The 15,543-nt window shown below is 63.8% G+C and carries 19 protein-coding genes; 5 read left to right on the top strand and 14 right to left on the bottom strand.

Going from position 1 to position 15,543, the window contains the following annotated elements:
- Window positions 1–71: 71 nt before the first annotated feature.
- From DFR67_RS09475 to rsgA, 6 genes are all read right to left on the bottom strand, one after another.
- On the bottom strand, window positions 72–755 hold the full coding sequence (locus DFR67_RS09475; protein WP_110469304.1) for an NUDIX hydrolase: 684 nt from the start codon (window positions 753–755) through the stop codon (window positions 72–74).
- Window positions 716–2,116 carry an adenylosuccinate synthetase gene (locus DFR67_RS09470; RefSeq protein ID WP_110469303.1) on the bottom strand — a complete coding sequence of 467 codons (1,401 nt, stop codon included), beginning with the start codon at window positions 2,114–2,116 and terminating at the stop codon, window positions 716–718. The genes DFR67_RS09475 and DFR67_RS09470 overlap by 40 nt, the downstream gene beginning before the upstream one ends.
- On the bottom strand, window positions 2,116–3,075 hold the full coding sequence (locus DFR67_RS09465) for a hypothetical protein (protein ID WP_110469302.1): 960 nt from the start codon (window positions 3,073–3,075) through the stop codon (window positions 2,116–2,118). Before DFR67_RS09465 ends, DFR67_RS09470 begins: the two co-directional genes overlap by 1 nt.
- Before the next feature lie 66 nt (window positions 3,076–3,141).
- Window positions 3,142–4,041, bottom strand: a complete 900-nt coding sequence (locus DFR67_RS09460) for a hypothetical protein (RefSeq protein ID WP_110469301.1) — start codon at window positions 4,039–4,041, stop codon at window positions 3,142–3,144.
- Between the two features lie 107 nt (window positions 4,042–4,148).
- Window positions 4,149–4,364: a hypothetical protein gene (locus DFR67_RS09455; protein ID WP_110469300.1), complete on the bottom strand. Its 216-nt coding sequence runs from the start codon at window positions 4,362–4,364 to the stop codon at window positions 4,149–4,151.
- A 121-nt stretch (window positions 4,365–4,485) separates the two neighbouring features.
- Window positions 4,486–5,559: a ribosome small subunit-dependent GTPase A gene (gene rsgA, locus DFR67_RS09450; protein WP_110469299.1), complete on the bottom strand. Its 1,074-nt coding sequence runs from the start codon at window positions 5,557–5,559 to the stop codon at window positions 4,486–4,488.
- 284 nt (window positions 5,560–5,843) lie between these two features.
- On the opposite strand from rsgA, the gene DFR67_RS09445 reads away from it, so the two are divergent.
- Window positions 5,844–6,167: a hypothetical protein gene (locus DFR67_RS09445; RefSeq protein ID WP_110469298.1), complete on the top strand. Its 324-nt coding sequence runs from the start codon at window positions 5,844–5,846 to the stop codon at window positions 6,165–6,167.
- Here the strand turns inward: DFR67_RS09445 and DFR67_RS09440 are convergent.
- Window positions 6,149–7,123: a helix-turn-helix transcriptional regulator gene (locus tag DFR67_RS09440; RefSeq protein ID WP_110469524.1), complete on the bottom strand. Its 975-nt coding sequence runs from the start codon at window positions 7,121–7,123 to the stop codon at window positions 6,149–6,151. The two genes, DFR67_RS09445 and DFR67_RS09440, sit on opposite strands and share 19 nt — an antisense overlap.
- Before the next feature lie 98 nt (window positions 7,124–7,221).
- On the opposite strand from DFR67_RS09440, the gene DFR67_RS09435 reads away from it, so the two are divergent.
- A complete protein-coding gene (locus DFR67_RS09435) occupies window positions 7,222–7,617 on the top strand; it encodes a RidA family protein (protein ID WP_211325002.1) in 396 nt (131 codons plus the stop codon).
- Window positions 7,618–7,650: 33 nt separating this feature from the next.
- Here the strand turns inward: DFR67_RS09435 and DFR67_RS09430 are convergent, their stop codons facing one another.
- The gene (locus tag DFR67_RS09430; RefSeq protein ID WP_110469296.1) at window positions 7,651–8,880 is read right to left on the bottom strand and encodes a cation:proton antiporter; all 1,230 of its coding nucleotides are present in this window, start codon (window positions 8,878–8,880) and stop codon (window positions 7,651–7,653) included.
- A gap of 296 nt (window positions 8,881–9,176) precedes the next feature.
- Between DFR67_RS09430 and DFR67_RS09425 the strand changes: the two genes are divergently transcribed.
- Both DFR67_RS09425 and DFR67_RS09420 read left to right on the top strand, forming a co-directional pair.
- Window positions 9,177–9,533, top strand: coding sequence for a DUF2254 family protein (locus tag DFR67_RS09425; protein WP_146240408.1), 357 nt, complete (start codon window positions 9,177–9,179; stop codon window positions 9,531–9,533).
- A gap of 62 nt (window positions 9,534–9,595) precedes the next feature.
- On the top strand, window positions 9,596–10,078 hold the full coding sequence (locus DFR67_RS09420) for a DUF1877 family protein (RefSeq protein WP_110469294.1): 483 nt from the start codon (window positions 9,596–9,598) through the stop codon (window positions 10,076–10,078).
- A 43-nt stretch (window positions 10,079–10,121) separates the two neighbouring features.
- Here DFR67_RS09420 and DFR67_RS09415 read toward each other — a convergent pair whose 3' ends face one another.
- The 5 genes from DFR67_RS09415 to DFR67_RS09395 all read right to left on the bottom strand — a co-directional run bounded on the left by DFR67_RS09415 (window position 10,122) and on the right by DFR67_RS09395 (window position 14,024).
- On the bottom strand, window positions 10,122–10,550 hold the full coding sequence (locus DFR67_RS09415) for a nitrile hydratase accessory protein (RefSeq protein WP_110469293.1): 429 nt from the start codon (window positions 10,548–10,550) through the stop codon (window positions 10,122–10,124).
- A complete protein-coding gene (gene nthA, locus DFR67_RS09410; protein ID WP_110469292.1) occupies window positions 10,547–11,149 on the bottom strand; it encodes a nitrile hydratase subunit alpha in 603 nt (200 codons plus the stop codon). The genes DFR67_RS09415 and nthA overlap by 4 nt, the downstream gene beginning before the upstream one ends.
- Window positions 11,146–11,856, bottom strand: coding sequence for a nitrile hydratase subunit beta (gene nthB / locus DFR67_RS09405; protein ID WP_110469291.1), 711 nt, complete (start codon window positions 11,854–11,856; stop codon window positions 11,146–11,148). Before nthB ends, nthA begins: the two co-directional genes overlap by 4 nt.
- A 243-nt stretch (window positions 11,857–12,099) precedes the next feature.
- Window positions 12,100–12,966 (bottom strand): AraC family transcriptional regulator, encoded by an 867-nt coding sequence (locus DFR67_RS09400; RefSeq protein ID WP_110469290.1) that lies wholly within the window; start codon window positions 12,964–12,966, stop codon window positions 12,100–12,102.
- 113 nt (window positions 12,967–13,079) lie between these two features.
- Entirely contained in the window at window positions 13,080–14,024 is a 945-nt protein-coding gene (locus tag DFR67_RS09395) for an alpha/beta hydrolase (RefSeq protein WP_245937848.1), read from the bottom strand.
- A 76-nt stretch (window positions 14,025–14,100) separates the two neighbouring features.
- Here DFR67_RS09395 and DFR67_RS09390 point away from each other — a divergent pair, with 76 nt between their 5' ends.
- Window positions 14,101–14,631 carry a TetR/AcrR family transcriptional regulator gene (locus tag DFR67_RS09390; RefSeq protein ID WP_110469288.1) on the top strand — a complete coding sequence of 177 codons (531 nt, stop codon included), beginning with the start codon at window positions 14,101–14,103 and terminating at the stop codon, window positions 14,629–14,631.
- Window positions 14,632–14,686: 55 nt separating this feature from the next.
- Here DFR67_RS09390 and DFR67_RS09385 read toward each other — a convergent pair whose 3' ends face one another.
- Window positions 14,687–15,514 carry a MerR family transcriptional regulator gene (locus DFR67_RS09385; RefSeq protein WP_110469287.1) on the bottom strand — a complete coding sequence of 276 codons (828 nt, stop codon included), beginning with the start codon at window positions 15,512–15,514 and terminating at the stop codon, window positions 14,687–14,689.
- Between the last annotated feature and the right edge of the window lie 29 nt (window positions 15,515–15,543).

The raw sequence follows: 15,543 nt of genomic DNA, 5'->3' as shown, positions 1-15,543 counted from the left end.
GCCGCTGGACCGGTAGGAACCCGGGCACCGAGGTCGACAGGTAGCACCGTATTCGACAGCTGCGACATGCGTTACCTCATGCGTTGAGTGGACCCCGCCGGGGTCACCGCCTCCCACCGCCACAATTTCGGCGGCCGCCCACCTGTTCCCGCGGCGATACCTGCCTGGATCAGACCAGATGTATGTGCGAGTTCGCGGTTGAGATTCGCCCGATGCGGCGGGGCCCCGCTGAGTTGCTCGGTGATGGCCACCGCGTCGGTCGCGGTGAACTCGGACCCCGTGAGGTTGCGGGTGAAATCGGCATCGCGCCAGAGCCTTTCCGCCAGAATCGCGCGGGCGTCATCGACCATCAGATTGTGGTCGAACACCAACGGGGGCGCCGCGTCGATGGGCACCCACAACGCGGGCTCCTGCGGTAGCACGGTGTGATCAGGCAATGCCGCCCACATCGCGATGGACAGCGACGGACCCCGCGGGTCACGCGACGGCTCATCGAACGTACGCAACTGTCCCATCGCCGGTGTCGGCGTGGTGATCCCGAGTTTCACGAGTGCGCGGCCTGCGGCATCGCGCAGTCGTTCGCCGCTGTGCACCACGACCCCGGGGAGTGCCTGCTTGCCGCGGAACGGTGCGATCTCCCGGCGATGGGTTCCGATCAGCACACGCCGCGCGACGCGGTCGTAGGTCAGTGCGACCACGTCGACGCAGACGATGCTCAGGAAGCTCTTGTCGGGCCCTGAGTGCTCGGTGGACATCGGATGCTCCTGTCGATACGACGTGGGCCTGCGGCGGTGATCACAACGGGAGCTCCGGTTGCTCCCGCTATCAGGTCGGTGACGCCGTCGACACCTACCGGTAGTGGACGGTAGTCGGGCCGCGCCGCGGAGGCGACTGCGGCCAGTTGTTCGAGGGCCGTCGTGTCCTGCGCCTGGACCGGCGCGAGGGGTTGCCGATTCCCGTCCCAGGTGTCGGCCACTTGGAGTTCGGCAGCGCCGAGAATGTCCAGGTGTGAGACCGCGATGCCGTCGATCCGTCCTGTGATCGCGGCCGCGTAGCGCAGGGCGGGCAGGTCGAGATGACCGGTTCGCCAGGCTCCCTGGTACAGCCCTTCTCGGTTGTGGACGTCCGGCAACTGGAGCTTCGTGTCCTCGGTGGGCATCGGCCCCGCGCCATGGCGAGTGGCGTAACAGCGGGTCAGCCCCAGCACATAGGGAGTATGGCCGGTGCGGGTGATCCACTCGACAAGGTCGGTGGGAACGACCGTCGACCATGTGGTGTGCGGGTGAAATCCGTTCCACTCGTCCAACAGCACGCCCTGACTGCCTTCGAACAGGACGGTGCCCGCAGCCATCGCGGCGACGATCTCGTTGTCGACGTCGTCAGTGATCCGGATCTGGGAGGCGACGCCGCACAGTACGTCTGCGATCGTCTCGATCGGTTCGTGCAGTGCGCCCTCACCGGCGGCCGCCAACAGTGGCTGCGCATAGGCAGCCAAAGCATCGAGGGCCTGTACCGTCGCAGCGCGATTTTGCAGGGTCGCCAGCGTCGGAGCCGGTACTGCGGGAGCATCCACGAGTACCGGGAAGTTACCGACCATCGAACCGGCACGGGCCCGTCCCGCAACCGCGAGAGCGTATGCCGACGTCTCGCCGATGCCCTCACCCGTCGAGCCGTGACGCGCATTGCCGCGCAGGATCTCTCGTGCCCGGTTCATCGCGACGTGTATCGGGGTCGTCACCAGGGCACGATCGTCTGCCGTGATGAGTCCGAGTGGGTCCACGACGCCGAGTTCCTCGAGTTCACCAGCCTCGGCTGCGAGGTTGATCGGGTTCACCATCATCGGGGCCCGCAGGATGGTCCGGACGTCCAGCAGCGACGCTGACCCGAACTGTCGGAACGTGTGGTGGCGCGGGCCGTGACTCACGTTGTGCGCGGCCTGGGCCCCACCGGACCAGCGCACCACGGCAGCTGTGTCGGGAATCTGCGACGCCAGGAAGTCGACCGTCGCGCCCTTGGCCTCATCGCCGTAACCGAGTCCGACGACGATGACGGGTGCGCCGGCGGTCCGGCCGGGGAGCAACGCTCCCCGGCCGGTACCGTTTGTTGCTGCGTTCATCACAGATCCGCTGGTAGTCGGCCACCACCGACGACAACGTCTGTGCTGGTCCGGATCCGGGCAAGTGCGGTGCCGACGGCGGCGGTCGTGGTCGCCCCCGCGCTCTGCAGGTCCGCCAACCCCTCATCGAGCGAGATCGCGTCCTCGACGATGCCGATGGTCAGAGCGATCAGATCGGCGACACCGTCCGGATCGTCGAGCTTGAGAAACAGCTCACCGACAAGCGCCCGCCAGTGCTCCTCGACCTCCGGGTCGTTGTAATAGCTCGTGAGATTCGGCAAGACGTAGTGGACATTCCACTTCTCCTGCAACTGTCGGAACACCTGTCCGACGTCGACGTTCTCGGTGAGGTCATCGCCGATGAAGCGGCGCACCGATTCTGCGAACAGCACCGGCTTGTTCATCTCGTCCCCGATGAAGAACACGTATCCCTTCTTGCCGCGTTTGTCCCAGGCGTCGGTCTGCGCACGCGTGTTCAGAAAGTACGCGGCAAGGGCATAGCCTTCGCGTTTGTCGCCGCCGCCGCCACCCTCGAGGTAGATGTCCCGCAGTTGCTCGTCGATCCGGTTGTCGGATTCGAATTGGCCCATCTGCAATGGCACGGCATCGAATTGGTCGTCGCCGATCGCACCGACCATGATCTGAGGATCCTCGACGTACCCACCCCTGGTGAGCAAGCCGAGCAGATCACCAAGGCGCCGCTGCACGGTCACCGGTACCCGTCCCATCGATCCGGTGACGTCGAACAGCACGACGATCGGGGTCGAGGTGGGGTGTTCATCCGAATCGCGCGCCTCGCGGGTCCGGGCTCCGTATACGTCAAGAGCCGGAGCGGCTTTACGCTTGTTACGCGGGACGTTTCGCATCGTGGCCGAGTAGCCGAAGTCATCGACGCCGGCGGTCCGACGTGACGCTGCGGCCGCCTGGTAGGCGCTCGTGTCCCAATATCCTCCACCCATGGTGATACTCCTTCATCGTTCAGCGCGTCCGGAGTGGACGCCGCTGTGGTTTGGTTGCCGCCGGACCTAGTGGTGGGCCAGTACGAACGGCCGAAAGCGGCGTTGGCCGTACAGGCGTCGCAGGAGCAGGTCGTATTCGTGTAGTTCCTTTGCCGGAGATACTCGTTCGGACGCTCGCGCGAACGAGACCTGTTGTGGTGATCGACCATTCAGCATGGTTACGAACAGGTCTGCGGCCGCCGCCCCGTCATCGGCACTGGCGTGGCCCGTAGGCTCCCAGCCGGTGAGCATCACGCCGTGCTCAGCGGGATGGATCAGCACCGTGTCGAGGGTCAGAGCCCCGTGGGTGCGATTGGCAGCCGCCAACGTCATGAGAATCCGGCGAGCCATCCAGGCCCAGTCGCGGCCGTCCAGGCCCGCTGGGAAGGCGGCGTACACCTCACGCAAAGACCGCATACCCGCAGGCAAACGGTAGGCGACCCACGGATGGCCGTCGGTGATCGCCGACTCGAGAATCTCCGGCACGAAGGCCTCCATGCGTTGAGCGGCGAGTGCGTCGCACAGATGCCCGAGCACCGGTGCGCCGCCACCGGCTCGCCGGGCGATCTCGATCCTCACTCGCGGATCAGCAGCGCGGTACGCGACGGTGCCCGGCGTCGTCCACACCCGATCTTTCAAACGGTAGGTGCTCCGTGGCCCCACAACGTGCGGTTCCCGGACGTCCGCTTCATCCACCACCCACGCGTTGTAGAGCCGGTTCAGTTCCGCGCTTGCCCGCGCCGCAACCATGCGATCGAGGCCAGAGGCCGCAGCGTGGTCCGGATGGACTGCGGCGATCAGTACGCGATGTATACGACGGCCGGCACGCTTGCCGGCCGGTGTCACCGGATCTGATCCGAATACGTCAGATGCGCTGCGAGCCTTGCTGATCAGGTCCACTGCTTCTGCTGCCGTCCAGACGTTCATGCCTTTTACTCTAACTGAGTAATTAAACGATGGCAAGGGCCTACCGCACAGACAAGCCCGCTGATCGCGACGCGACCAGCGGGCTTGGCAGGGCTTGGAAAAGAGGTTCAGGCTGCGACGGTGTCGAAGTAGCCGTCGTAGTCGGTGTCGTATTCGGTGACGTCGCTCCAGCCGTCATAGTCGACGTCGGTCATGACGGTGTCGGTCCAGCCATCGAAGTTGGTGTCGTATTCCTCGACGTCGGCCCAGCCGTCGCCGTTGGTGTCGGTCAGGACGGTGTCGATGTATCCGTCTGCGTTGGTGTCGTAGTTTTCGATGCTCATGATGAGGTGTCCTTTGCTGTGCGGTGGGGGTCGTTCTCGGTTGTGTAGGTAAGAGCACCGCGCTGGGCAGAAAGTTCCCGAGCATTCACAGCAATCGCTGGAGTCGGGCTCGCTGCCGGATTCAGCGCTGACGGTTGCGGAACCGGTACATCGCCCGCTGATCGCGACTGATGGACTTGTCGCGGTTCTTACGCTCCGTGGCTTTCCGCACGCTCGAACGCGATGCTTCCCAGTCACTTTCCCGTTGCAAGGTGCGATAACGCTGCAGCCGATCCGCGGCGAGTTGGCCCGCGTCGACTGCCTCACCGACTGCGCAACCCGGTTCCGTCCGATGCGTGCAGTTGCGGAAACCGCAACGCCTCGCAAGTTCATCGATGTCGCTGAAGACGCTCTCGAGCGCGGCACCGACATCCGCGATACCCAGCGCCCGTAGTCCCGGGGTGTCGATCAGCACGCCGCCGCCCGGCAACGAATGCAATTCTCGATGCACGGTCGTGTGCCGCCCCTTGCCGTCGGCTGCCCGCACCGCTCCGGTGGCAATGGCGTCCACCCCGAGCAAGGCATTCGCGAGTGTTGACTTGCCCGCGCCGGACGGCCCGATCACCACCGCGGTGCCGTTCAGCGCCGCCCGAAGTGAATCCAGCCCGGCAGTCGTTGTCGCGCTGGTGACAACGACCTCGACGCCCGGTGCCACTGCACAGACTGCGGCCGCGAAAGCTGCAGGGTCGTCGCTGAGATCGGCCTTGGTGACGGCGACGACAGGCGTCGCGCCGCTGTCCCAGGCCACGGCGAGCAGGCGTTCGATGCGCGCACTCCTGACCGGCATCGCTGCCGACACGGCGATCACGACAGTGTCGATGTTGGCCGCCAACACTTGATGTCTGGAGGTGCGATCCGCCGCTGACCGAACGAGTGCACTGCTTCGGGGTAGCACCGCGACCACCCGTGGGGACGACGCCCCCTCGATGGCCACCCAATCGCCGGTGCACACCGGATCGGCACCGGTCAGCGGCCGGGTATCCGCCCGAATCGTGCCAGTTGGGGTCGCGACGTCGCACTGGCCGCGGTACACGCAGACAACGCGCCCTGGGACCGTGCTCGGGCCGGCGAACGGGGCGAACGCGTGTGCCACGCGGTCACCCCAACCGTGCTTGATCAGGTGCGCGAGTGGGATTTCTTTCGGTGATGAAGACATGGTGAGACCTTTGAGAGATGAAGGAACAGCTGATGCGGATGAGGACGCTGGGCGTCCGTGGCGACGGTCATCGCAGTCATGAGTTCAGTCCTCGGTCTGGTCGGTCTATGTCGAGCGACACGCTAACAGGCAGCTCGGCGATACCGCGAGGCATTTACCGGCCAACCACCATCGCGATCGGCCGAATCTGCGATTGACGATCGTTTGGGCGGTCCAGTACTGGGTATTCAATCCCTCGACGGTCGGGAGACGACCTCGCTGATCCATAATCGAAGGGACATCAGATGCCGGGAGACGCCAAGGAACGACGGCGCAAGATCGTCCGGTTGCGCGCCAAGGGCTGGACGGGTTTTCTCAGCGCGCTCGCGACGTTCGGAGGAATCGCTTTCGCGCTCTTCTTCTGGGCAGGCGGTTCAGCGTTGGGCGCGGTGATCGCGGTGGTGGCCGCCGTGGTGTTCGCGTCCGTCACCGTCGCCGTGATCATCTCGAACAGGCACGAAACCGACGATCCGGACTTGGACAATCGGATGGCGAGGCTTCGTCGAGCCCGCTACCGCAGTGCGTATCCGCGACCGGAATCGGCCCGGCGTCAAGACAAGAGCTCGTAGCGTTTCATCACGGCGACAGCGCGTTCGTGCAGAGCTGATACGAGTGACTCGGGAGCCAGGACCTGCACGTCCGGACCGAATTGCCACAGGGCCCAATCGGCGTGCCGTTCATCCTGATATGTCACTTGGAGTCGAAGCCAACCGTCTGGATCGGTGTGCTCGGTCAATACTGCCAGCGCGGCCGTCGCCACGTCATCACGGCGCCGACGGTGCACTCGGACCACAACTTTGAACTGCCGGTCGCCCGCGCGAAACTGCGCGCTGCGCTCACGCCACATCTGCGCCAGGTTTATGTCGTCTGGCCGTTGCGCTGCCTCGGGCAACTCCTCGGCGGCCAGTACTCGCGACAGCCGATAGGTGCGGTCGGCGCCTGATCGCGTTGCCAGCAGGTATGCGTTGTCGCGGGCCGTCACCAGCCCGATCGGGTCCACCGTCCGCCACTGCGGTTGTTGCCCGGTGGCCGCGTAGTGAATACGCAGCTTGTGTCCGGTCAACACCGCTCGGCGTACCTCGGTCATGGCTGGGCGCGACAATTCCTCGCTGTGCGGACGGCGTGAGAGCAGGTCGAACTCGGCGTCGATGAGCAGACGTTGCGCCGCGCCGCTCGCGGCCGCGCGATGGTCATCGGGTAGCGCGTCGACGACCTTTCGTAGCGCAGACGACAGCGCGGACCCGAGGCCGAACGCGTGCTCGCCGCTCCCTGACCCGGCCGCCAACAGCGCCAAAGCCTCGTCGTGGTTGAGGCCGGTGAGTTCGGTTCGGAACCCCGGAAGCAATGCGAAGCCGCCATGGCGGCCGCGTTCGGCATACACGGGAACTCCCGACACGGACAACGCTTCGATGTCACGAAACACCGTACGGGTGGAGACCTCCAACTCCCGGGCAAGCTCGGTCGCCGACATCTGGCCGCCCTGGCGTAGCAGCAACACCAGGGAAACCAGTCGGTCCGCTCGCATCCACAGACGATACCGGAATACATGACAGTAGATGTCGTGTATTGCTGCGAAGCTCACCGGAGTAGATATTCGACAACTCAATTGGAGCTGAAATGGCAGTGAATCGAACAGCAATCAACCCGGTGACGTGGTCTTTGGATATGGGTTTCAACCAGGGCGAGCTTGTGTCCGGGCATACCCAAGTCCTCTACTGCTCAGGACAGACTGCAGTGAACAACGACGGCTCGCCCGAGCACGCCGGTGACATGGCCGGCCAACTGAGGTTGAGTGTGGACAATCTGTTGTCCGTACTCCGCGATGCGGATATGTCCTTGGCAAACCTGGTGCGGCTCAACGTTTACACCACTGATGTCGACCTATTGCTGCAGCACTACGGCGAGTTGGCGTCGCGCCTGGGGGCTGCCGCCGTCGCACCCGCAACCACCATGCTGGGTGTGACACGGCTGGCCATACCGGGTCAGATGGTGGAGCTAGAGGGCACTGCCGTCGCCTGACCCGCGCCCGGCCGGCCACGACGTCGATCGCTATCAGCCCTGCTCCGCCGCGGGTTTCTCAGTGCCTTTCGAAGGCGATTCTTCGACCTCCCCGCGGCCGAGGAGGCTGGCGATCATCGGCAAGATCAGCACGGTGACAGCTCCGGCGGCAACCAGGATCGATGCGTTCGACGGCGTCATCGGTCCCGCGTCGACCGCGACAGTGGTCACCGCGACGATGAGGGGTAGACCCGTGGTGGAGTAGAGCGAAATCTGAGCGCGCTCGCGCAGGTCGAAGACCCTCGCACCGTTGTCCTTTTCAAAATGAGTGGAAATGAACACCGGAAGTCCTCGAACGAGCAGCAACGAGGCGATCGTCAGAGCGAGGAGATCTGGACGACCGAGCACACTCTCCACGTCGATGTTCATACCCGAGGTGACAAAGAAGACCGGGATCAGCAGGCCAAATGCCAGTCCCGCCAACTTCATCTCCAAGCCCTCATGACCGACGGGAAGTGTCCGCCGGAGAATGAACCCGGCAGCGAACGCGCCGATGATGATGTCGATCTGAAAGGTCGCGGCGAGTGCAACCAGTCCGACGAGCAGCAACACCGTCAGGCGCACCGGGGTTTGGGACGTCGTGTCGGCACCCCGCCGGATCGTTCCAGCCAGACGGGAATCGGTCTTCCCCATGCGTCGCGGCAACATCGCGACCACTACTGCGGCCATCCCGAACAGTACAAGGACGAGCAGGGACCCTGCCGCGTCCCTGACACCGAGCAGAATCGCCATCGCCAGCACGGGGCAGAGTTCCCCGATCGCACCGTGGTTGAGAATGGTGCGGCCCATGCGGGTTTCGATCAGTCCTCGTTCGTCCAGAATCGGTAAGAGCGTCCCGATGGCAGTCGAGGTCAGTGCTATCGCTGTGGCAACCTCGGCCCGAATGGTCATCACCTGTGCCACGCCGAATGTCACCGCGAAGGCGAGCGCCAAACAGCAGACCCACGTGATGAAAGCCCGGCGACCGCCGCTGCCGACGAGCTCTCGTTGATCGAGTTCGTAGCCGGCAAGCAGGAACAGCAGACCGAGACCGAGATCTTGCAGCACGTCGATGCCCGGAGACAACTCCGCGATGCCGAACCCGAAGGGGCCGATCGCGATACCGGCAACCAGTAGGACCACCACCTCGGGCACCAACCGCCTCGGTACGGTCGATGCGAGCAGCGGGGCCACGGCTGCCGCCAACACGATCCAGAACAACGACTGCGCGACATCGACACTCATGCGCGCTCACTGTCCGCGTATGTCGTCTTCTGACCGGATGACCGGAGGGAGGGTGTCTCGCGATCGGTCTCACCGGCGGACAGGTCGCAGAGGTTCCTCATCGGCACAGCTTTCTCGCGCGAAGGCATATTCGGGTATCGCCACTGTCATTGGTGCGCGAAGTCTAACCGCGAACACGCCGTCAGGTGACCTTTCTCTGCTCAGCAGTTCAGCATTCATCCGCTACGGATGAGGGCCGAACGCAGCTGGTTTCCCGCCGGCGCGGCGAGGCCTGGCGAGAGCTGGCGGGCGGAACGATGTGGATTCTGCCTCTCGCTGCCATGGTGATCGCGCAGTACTCGCCGCGCATCGTGCGAAACTTACTGCGGGACAGACCGAACCAGATCGTCTTGAGCGTATTCGTCGCCACGTTCACCGACACCGCAGCGGGACTGTACACAGTCGGAGTCTCGGCGGGAGATCGCAGTGAGTCATTTCCCCGAGCTGCGGTGTCCGGCGCCATTGCGCTTCTCTTCCTGAGCCTGGTCGCCCTCGTCTACGAGGTCCACCACATCTCGCACTCGACGCAGATTGATGAAATCGTTCGACTCTGTGAAGGCGGGCACCCGTGCATCAGGCGGCACCAACGAGTTTCGACGCCACCCGTCCTCTGACTGACCGACTGCCGCGCAGCCGATATAGCAGTAGTTTGGTGCGCGAAGGAGGAACGGCACACATGGGACTCATCCAGTCATACACCAGACTCAGCGACGCCGACCTACACGAGATTCACCTGCGCGGCTCGACTACCGACGTCATCGAGTTCGTCTACGCGCTGCGCGACGCCGACCCGACCGTCACAGTCAGCATCGACAAGGCACACACCGCACTCGAGCTGATATTCGACCGGTCAGGACTGCCGGTCAATCCGATCAGGGGCCAGGGTTCCATACCCGGCGACATCAACTTCAGCGAAGGCATTCCCAACTACATGTGTCCCGAGTACGTCAAGGCCACCCGTGACATACTCGCTCACACCACGTTCGACACACTGCGCGATGCCACTACGGCAGCCGACCTCACCCGGCAGCAGATAGATCCCTTCCGGAACTGGAAGGACGAGCACTTCGAATACCTCAGATCCAAGTTCACCATCATGACCGAGTTCGTCAACGAGGCGGCCCAGCGCGACAACCACGTCGTACTCGAACTCCACTAGCTAGCCGGGGGATGCCTGTACAAACCCCAACCTGCCGGCGCGGTCAGCTTTCTCCTGCAGTGATCGCTGCGTCGATCGCGACGGGATCGAGTATCGCTCTGTGGTGGTTGCGGTTCGGCGGCGCGGCCAGCACATCTGCCGTCCGGCTTTCCAGGGCTTCGTGGTCAATGGCTCCGGCCGTCGCCAAGACCTCCTCCAGGGCACTCACCCAATGGTGGTAGTACGACCACGAATCATCGGAGGCGCCGGAGCGGGTCGATTCCCACTCGTCGATGGAGTCGATGAGTGCGCGCTGGAACACTTGCCAATCCAGCTCGCCTGCGGTGTGCGCCGCTATCGCCAATGCGAATGCTCTTATTTCCCATGGTTGTTCGAATGACGACTCCCCTGGCCGGCCACCTGGCAGGTCGAAGACCAGGTTGTCCACCGCGCGGCGGTCCACATCTGGCGCGGCAGCGCTCACGTCGTTCACGGTGCCGCCTTCACCGGGCCAACACCGATCATCGAGTCCCGCGTGACCAGTGCGGCGAGTTGTTCTTCGCTCCACCCCTCGGTACCGGCGGGTCGCTGAGGAAGTACCCAGTAACGCATTTCCGAACTCGAGTCCCAGATACGGATCTCGACGGAGTCGGGGACGGTGAACCCGAAGTCGTCGGCGAGGACCCTGCGCGGCTCACGCACGATGCGAGCCCGGTATTGCGGACCTTTGTACCAGTTGGGAGGGAGTCCGAGTACGGGCCAGGGATAGCACGAGCACAAGGTGCACACGATGGCGTTGTGGGCGGCGTCGGTGTCCTCGAGAACCACCATGTCTTCACCCTGCAAGCCACCTATACCCATCTCTCTGCAGGCTGCGGTCGCGTCGTCGAGGAGGCGTCGCCGGAATTCGTTGTCATTCCACGCTTTCGCAACCACCCTGGCGCCCAGCTGAGGGCCAACCTGATTTTCGTAGATGTCGACGATGCGGTCGACCATCGAGGTCGTCATGACCCCGCGTTCGATGAGCATCGACTCCAGTGCCTTGACGCGGGCCGCAGTTGCCTCCTGACGCGAGGGTCCCTCTGTGCTCATGCGCTCCTCGCTTCTTCTTTCTCATCGATCGATTCGAGGTAGGGATCCCATACGTCGAAGCACACCGACCCACTGGGATCCCCAAAGCCTCTGCCCCACAGTTCTTCGCTGGAGAACTTGACGGTGTAGACATGCTCCGGCGCATCTCCGAACCCATTTCCTGCGGAATCGGGGTAGATGAACGACCCGCGATGGGCAACGACCACGGCCTGCTTGCCTCGAATGTACCGAGCCAAACGGGTGTGTCCGAACGGGCTGATGTCCGCAGCGCGCACCTTGTCGCCGACCGAGAAACGCGGCTGTTCGACCGTTCTTCTTCCAGCGGAAGCACCCACCGATACCGCGGCATCGACGAAGTCGAGCAGATCTTGGCGTTGTTCGTGTTCTGGGAGAGGGGCTTCGGGGTTGTCGAGATAGTGCTGGGTACGGCGATCCAGTTCATCCGGATCGATGGCCCCAACCGCGACGGCGTGAGCCTCAATGGAGTGCAGCCAATGCTCGTAGTAGGCCGAAGTGAGGTACGTCGCCGGGTCCATCTTCTCGACGCCGTGGCGGAACTGGTCGATTCCGAAGTACCCAGCGCCCACGCAGGCCGGGTACATGGCGAATACGGCCTTTTCCCATTCGGCCCTGAATACCGGTTCGCTGTCCGGAGGATTGACCGGACCAAGACCATCGGTCCCCCCGAGATCGAATACGCCGTTCACGTTGTCCTCCCAACCTGACGTGATCGGTTGTCACGCAGCGTGCCGCTGGACTTCAGATCAACACGCGCCGGACGTCGATCACCCGAAAATCGAGCCACCACGCCAATGCTGTGATTCAACTCACATATCGTCCGGCGAGACGTCGCAGATGTCAACCGCGACCGCTCGGCCACACCTTCATCGATGATGCAACGGCAATGACCACCGATCCGGTGGGAAGGCATACCAGCCCTGTGTGGTGCGCTACGCGCGCTCGATCGGCAACCAGAGTTCAGTTGTCGCAGTGGAGAAGTCTTCAGCACGGTCGAGGACAGCGGCAATTGATGGCCCCGGACGCAGGCGCCACGGGTTCGACGGGAACCACTCGGTCGCCGACGCGGCGTAGGTCTGCTGTAGCGCGGTCGGGTACGGGCCACTGGTGCGAAACACGGCCCACACGCCCGCTGGGACCTCAATCACATCGAGGTCATCTGGCGCAGCAGTCGCCGCATCGAGTGCGACGCCATGCATGTAGGTGAGTTCGCTCCCTTCGGTGTAGTCGGGATCGACATCGGCACTGACCTGTAGGAGGCCGGCCGGTTCGGTGTTCGCGAGTGCTTTGAGCCGCGCATGCTCGACTCCGGGTAGCGCGGCAATGTGCGCCGCGATGTGTGGGTTCACTCCCTCGTGCAGGAGTGGGACGCGCGTGGCGTGACCGACAAGACGGAATGCCGGTCGGTCGGCGATGCGAGTGTCCATTGATGTGTTCCCTTCGACGGTCAGGCGGAGCCTGAGTTTTGGTTGTGACCGAAGGGGGCCGCCGTTCCTGCGCACTTCACCCGGGCCGGCACCGTGCACGGCCAGAAATGCCCGGCCGAACGCCTCAGCGGAGCTGTACCCGAACCTGACCGCGACATCCAGTAGCGGCGCACCCTCGACCACCTCGGCCGCTGCGACGGTCATCCGCCGCCGCCGGACGTACTCCGACAGCGGCATACCCGTCAGCGATGAGAACATCCGCCGCAAGTGGTATTCAGTCGTGCCCAGGCTGTTCGCCAGCGCAGGAATGTCGAGGCTTTCGCACAGATGCGTCTCGACGCCCTCGAGTAACTTGTTCAGCTCAGTGATCACGGCGACCCCTTTCTCAGTTGAGTCTGCACGTCGATCGCGGCCCCCACCCGACAGTTCCGGTCCGATTCAATCGGAATGCCCTGCGGCCTCAGCTGCGCGCGCAGTCTTGTCTGTCAATCCCTTTGGGACACCTGCCTGGCGCCGACGGGCACAGTCTCGGTCAGGAATTGGAGTTGGTCTGCGACCACTCGGGGAAAGTCGGGGTCAACATAGGGATCGAAATGACCGCATTCATAGCGCCGCAGCGTCGACCGCGGAATCTTCGCGGCAGCTTTCGCCGCGGCCACAGCAGGCGCGATGTTGTCCAACGTAGCCACCTGGATCAGCGCTGGACACATGATCTTCCGGGCCGTTCGGGCAGGAGAATAGAGCCCGATCTTCACCAGGATCCGCGCCGCCACTGTCTCCGGGTAATCTCCACGTCTCAGGCCTGATTCGGCAATCAGTCGCTCGAACCCGGCCATCGCGCCGGGCGCAGCGAGGGCCGCCACCGCATTGTTGTCTCCGACCGCCGCGACGTAGCGTGGCGGCCGCCGAAAGTACGCTCCCACGAGGTCGGCCACACCCACCGGCGCGAGCCGCAGCACCTGCCGCAGACCGGTGGCTCGCACCGCCGCCGGTCCACTGACGTGGGGAACCTGAGCGATCACTGCCGCCAACCGCTCACCACGGCCGGCCAGCGTCAACACATGACCTCCGGCAAACGACGTGCCCCACGCGACGACGCGGTCGCCATCAACGCACTGCAGAGACCGGGCAAAACCGATCGCGGCTCGCCAGTCATCGAGTTGCGCTCGCACGTCGAGCAATTGGCGGGGCTCACCCTCACTGTCGCCGAAGTAGCGGTAGTCGAACAGGACCACGGCGTATCCCGCAGCGGCGAAGGACTCCGCGTAGGACGGCAACCGGATCCCCCGCGTTCCGGCGAAGCCGTGAGCCATCACAACCACCGGCACCCGACCCACGGGTGCACTCGGTCGGTACACCGTCGCAGCGCACCTGACCCCGCGGCTGGAGAAGAACTCTTCGGTCTTGGCGTACTCACTACCACTCGACACGGCGCGCCCCCATCTTCTTGATTGGTGTTCAAGAATAGTAGCGCCTTCTTGAACGCCAATCAAGTAAGGTGTTCGCATGCCGGCCAACCGTCGTCCACAAGCACGGGCAGAAAAACGGGACGAGATCATCGCCGCCGCCCGTCTGCGCTTTGTGGCCAACGGCTACGACGACACAGCACTGTCCAAGATCGCGGCCGATGCCGGAGTCACCGCCAACACCGTCTACTGGTACTTCCCGGACAAAGACCATCTACTGGTGGCAGTACTCGAGCAACTGCTGGCCGAGGCGATGGCGCGATACGAGCCGGTGGCACAGCGTCCCCTGGCGGACAAGATCATGTTCGCGGTCAGTGAGTTGTCACCCTTGCGCAACCTCGTCGACACTGTCCATTCGCGACGCTCCACCTCGCCGGTGATCCACAATTGGCACAACGGTTTTCACGCAACGGCCGACGCCCTCACCCGTGCTGACCTGCCACCTGAGGATGCGCAGCCCGCAAGCCACATCATCGCGTTCGTGGTCGAAGGTCTACTGACCCATCCCGGCGACGAAACCGAACAACGAGAGATCATCGACCTACTCGTGAAAAGCATTACGCAACGGTGACCTACTGGTCATGCACCATCCACGCCGGAAGCGGTGACTGCGGGACGTGCTGCTGTCACTGCGGCGCAGGAGTGGTGCTGAAGATCGGCCAGCAGATTTCGGTGGCGGTGAACTGTGTTGGCGCTGAGGGCGTGCCACCGAAGTAGTGTTCGCGGATTGGCCCCTGGTGGCTGATCAGGTGCTCGTTTGCGTAGGTGCCCAGGGCCGCGTAGCTGCGGTCGATGCCTTCGTGGCCGCCGGGGTGGGTGAGTACCGCAAATTCGGCCGGGGGTAGGACCTCGGCGCGGACGCCCTCCGGAGGTTCCACTGAGTGCGGCGCAGGGACGAAAAGGGTTGCTCTACCACGTGATTCGAGAAAGAGCTCTCGGTCATAGAGGCCGCCTGGCACTACCGTGGACGGCGCCCTTGTGGCGATGGCCACTGCGTCCCACAGTTTCATCAGCGTCGCCGCGAACCAGATGTCGATCTCGGAAGCCTCGACGGTGGCGCCAATCGACCACACCGCGAGTGCCGGTTCGTGGCGCACCGCCACGAAGGCCGGGGTGTGCACCGGAGACAGCAGCTCACGCAGCGCGCCGACAGTGTCTCGAGTCTGCTGCAGCTGCATTTCCATCTGTTCGAGATGAGTCGTGATGATCTCGGTGCGAGTGGCGGGGTCGTCCGTACTCAGCAGCGCTTTGATGTCGGGTATGGACATACCGAGAGAACGGAACCGCCGGATGATGTGCGCATGATCGACCTGGCTGGTGTCGTAGAAGCGGTAGCCCGTGTGGGCATCGATGTGGGCTGGTTCGAGGATGCCGATCTCGTGGTAGTGCCGGAGCGCCTTCCTGCTCAGGCTGGTCATCACTGCGAAGTCACCAATCGAGACCTGTGCGCTCACGGCGTCCTCCTCTGCGCGTTACCGGTGTA

It is taken from the genome of Williamsia limnetica (assembly GCF_003217475.1).
GTDB lineage: Bacteria > Actinomycetota > Actinomycetes > Mycobacteriales > Mycobacteriaceae > Williamsia > Williamsia limnetica.
The sequence above is the reverse complement of the archived record's forward strand: the minus strand, read 5'-3'. Positions and strand labels throughout refer to the sequence as shown.

Excerpts from the sequence above, each read along its gene's own strand:
- DFR67_RS09445 (WP_110469298.1), top strand. The coding sequence starts at position 5,844 with ATGCCGGGAGACGCCAAGGAACGACGGCGCAAGATCGTCCGGTTGCGC.
- DFR67_RS09390 (WP_110469288.1), top strand. The coding sequence starts at position 14,101 with ATGCCGGCCAACCGTCGTCCACAAGCACGGGCAGAAAAACGGGACGAG.
- DFR67_RS09470 (WP_110469303.1), bottom strand. The coding sequence starts at position 2,116 with ATGAACGCAGCAACAAACGGTACCGGCCGGGGAGCGTTGCTCCCCGGC.
- DFR67_RS09430 (WP_110469296.1), bottom strand. The coding sequence starts at position 8,880 with ATGAGTGTCGATGTCGCGCAGTCGTTGTTCTGGATCGTGTTGGCGGCA.
- DFR67_RS09475 (WP_110469304.1), bottom strand. The coding sequence starts at position 755 with ATGTCCACCGAGCACTCAGGGCCCGACAAGAGCTTCCTGAGCATCGTC.
- DFR67_RS09440 (WP_110469524.1), bottom strand. The coding sequence starts at position 7,123 with ATGCGAGCGGACCGACTGGTTTCCCTGGTGTTGCTGCTACGCCAGGGC.
- DFR67_RS09465 (WP_110469302.1), bottom strand. The coding sequence starts at position 3,075 with ATGGGTGGAGGATATTGGGACACGAGCGCCTACCAGGCGGCCGCAGCG.
- DFR67_RS09455 (WP_110469300.1), bottom strand. The coding sequence starts at position 4,364 with ATGAGCATCGAAAACTACGACACCAACGCAGACGGATACATCGACACC.
- DFR67_RS09420 (WP_110469294.1), top strand. The coding sequence starts at position 9,596 with ATGGGACTCATCCAGTCATACACCAGACTCAGCGACGCCGACCTACAC.
- DFR67_RS09460 (WP_110469301.1), bottom strand. The coding sequence starts at position 4,041 with ATGAACGTCTGGACGGCAGCAGAAGCAGTGGACCTGATCAGCAAGGCT.
- DFR67_RS09425 (WP_146240408.1), top strand. The coding sequence starts at position 9,177 with ATGTGGATTCTGCCTCTCGCTGCCATGGTGATCGCGCAGTACTCGCCG.
- nthA (WP_110469292.1), bottom strand. The coding sequence starts at position 11,149 with ATGAGCACAGAGGGACCCTCGCGTCAGGAGGCAACTGCGGCCCGCGTC.
- rsgA (WP_110469299.1), bottom strand. The coding sequence starts at position 5,559 with ATGTCTTCATCACCGAAAGAAATCCCACTCGCGCACCTGATCAAGCAC.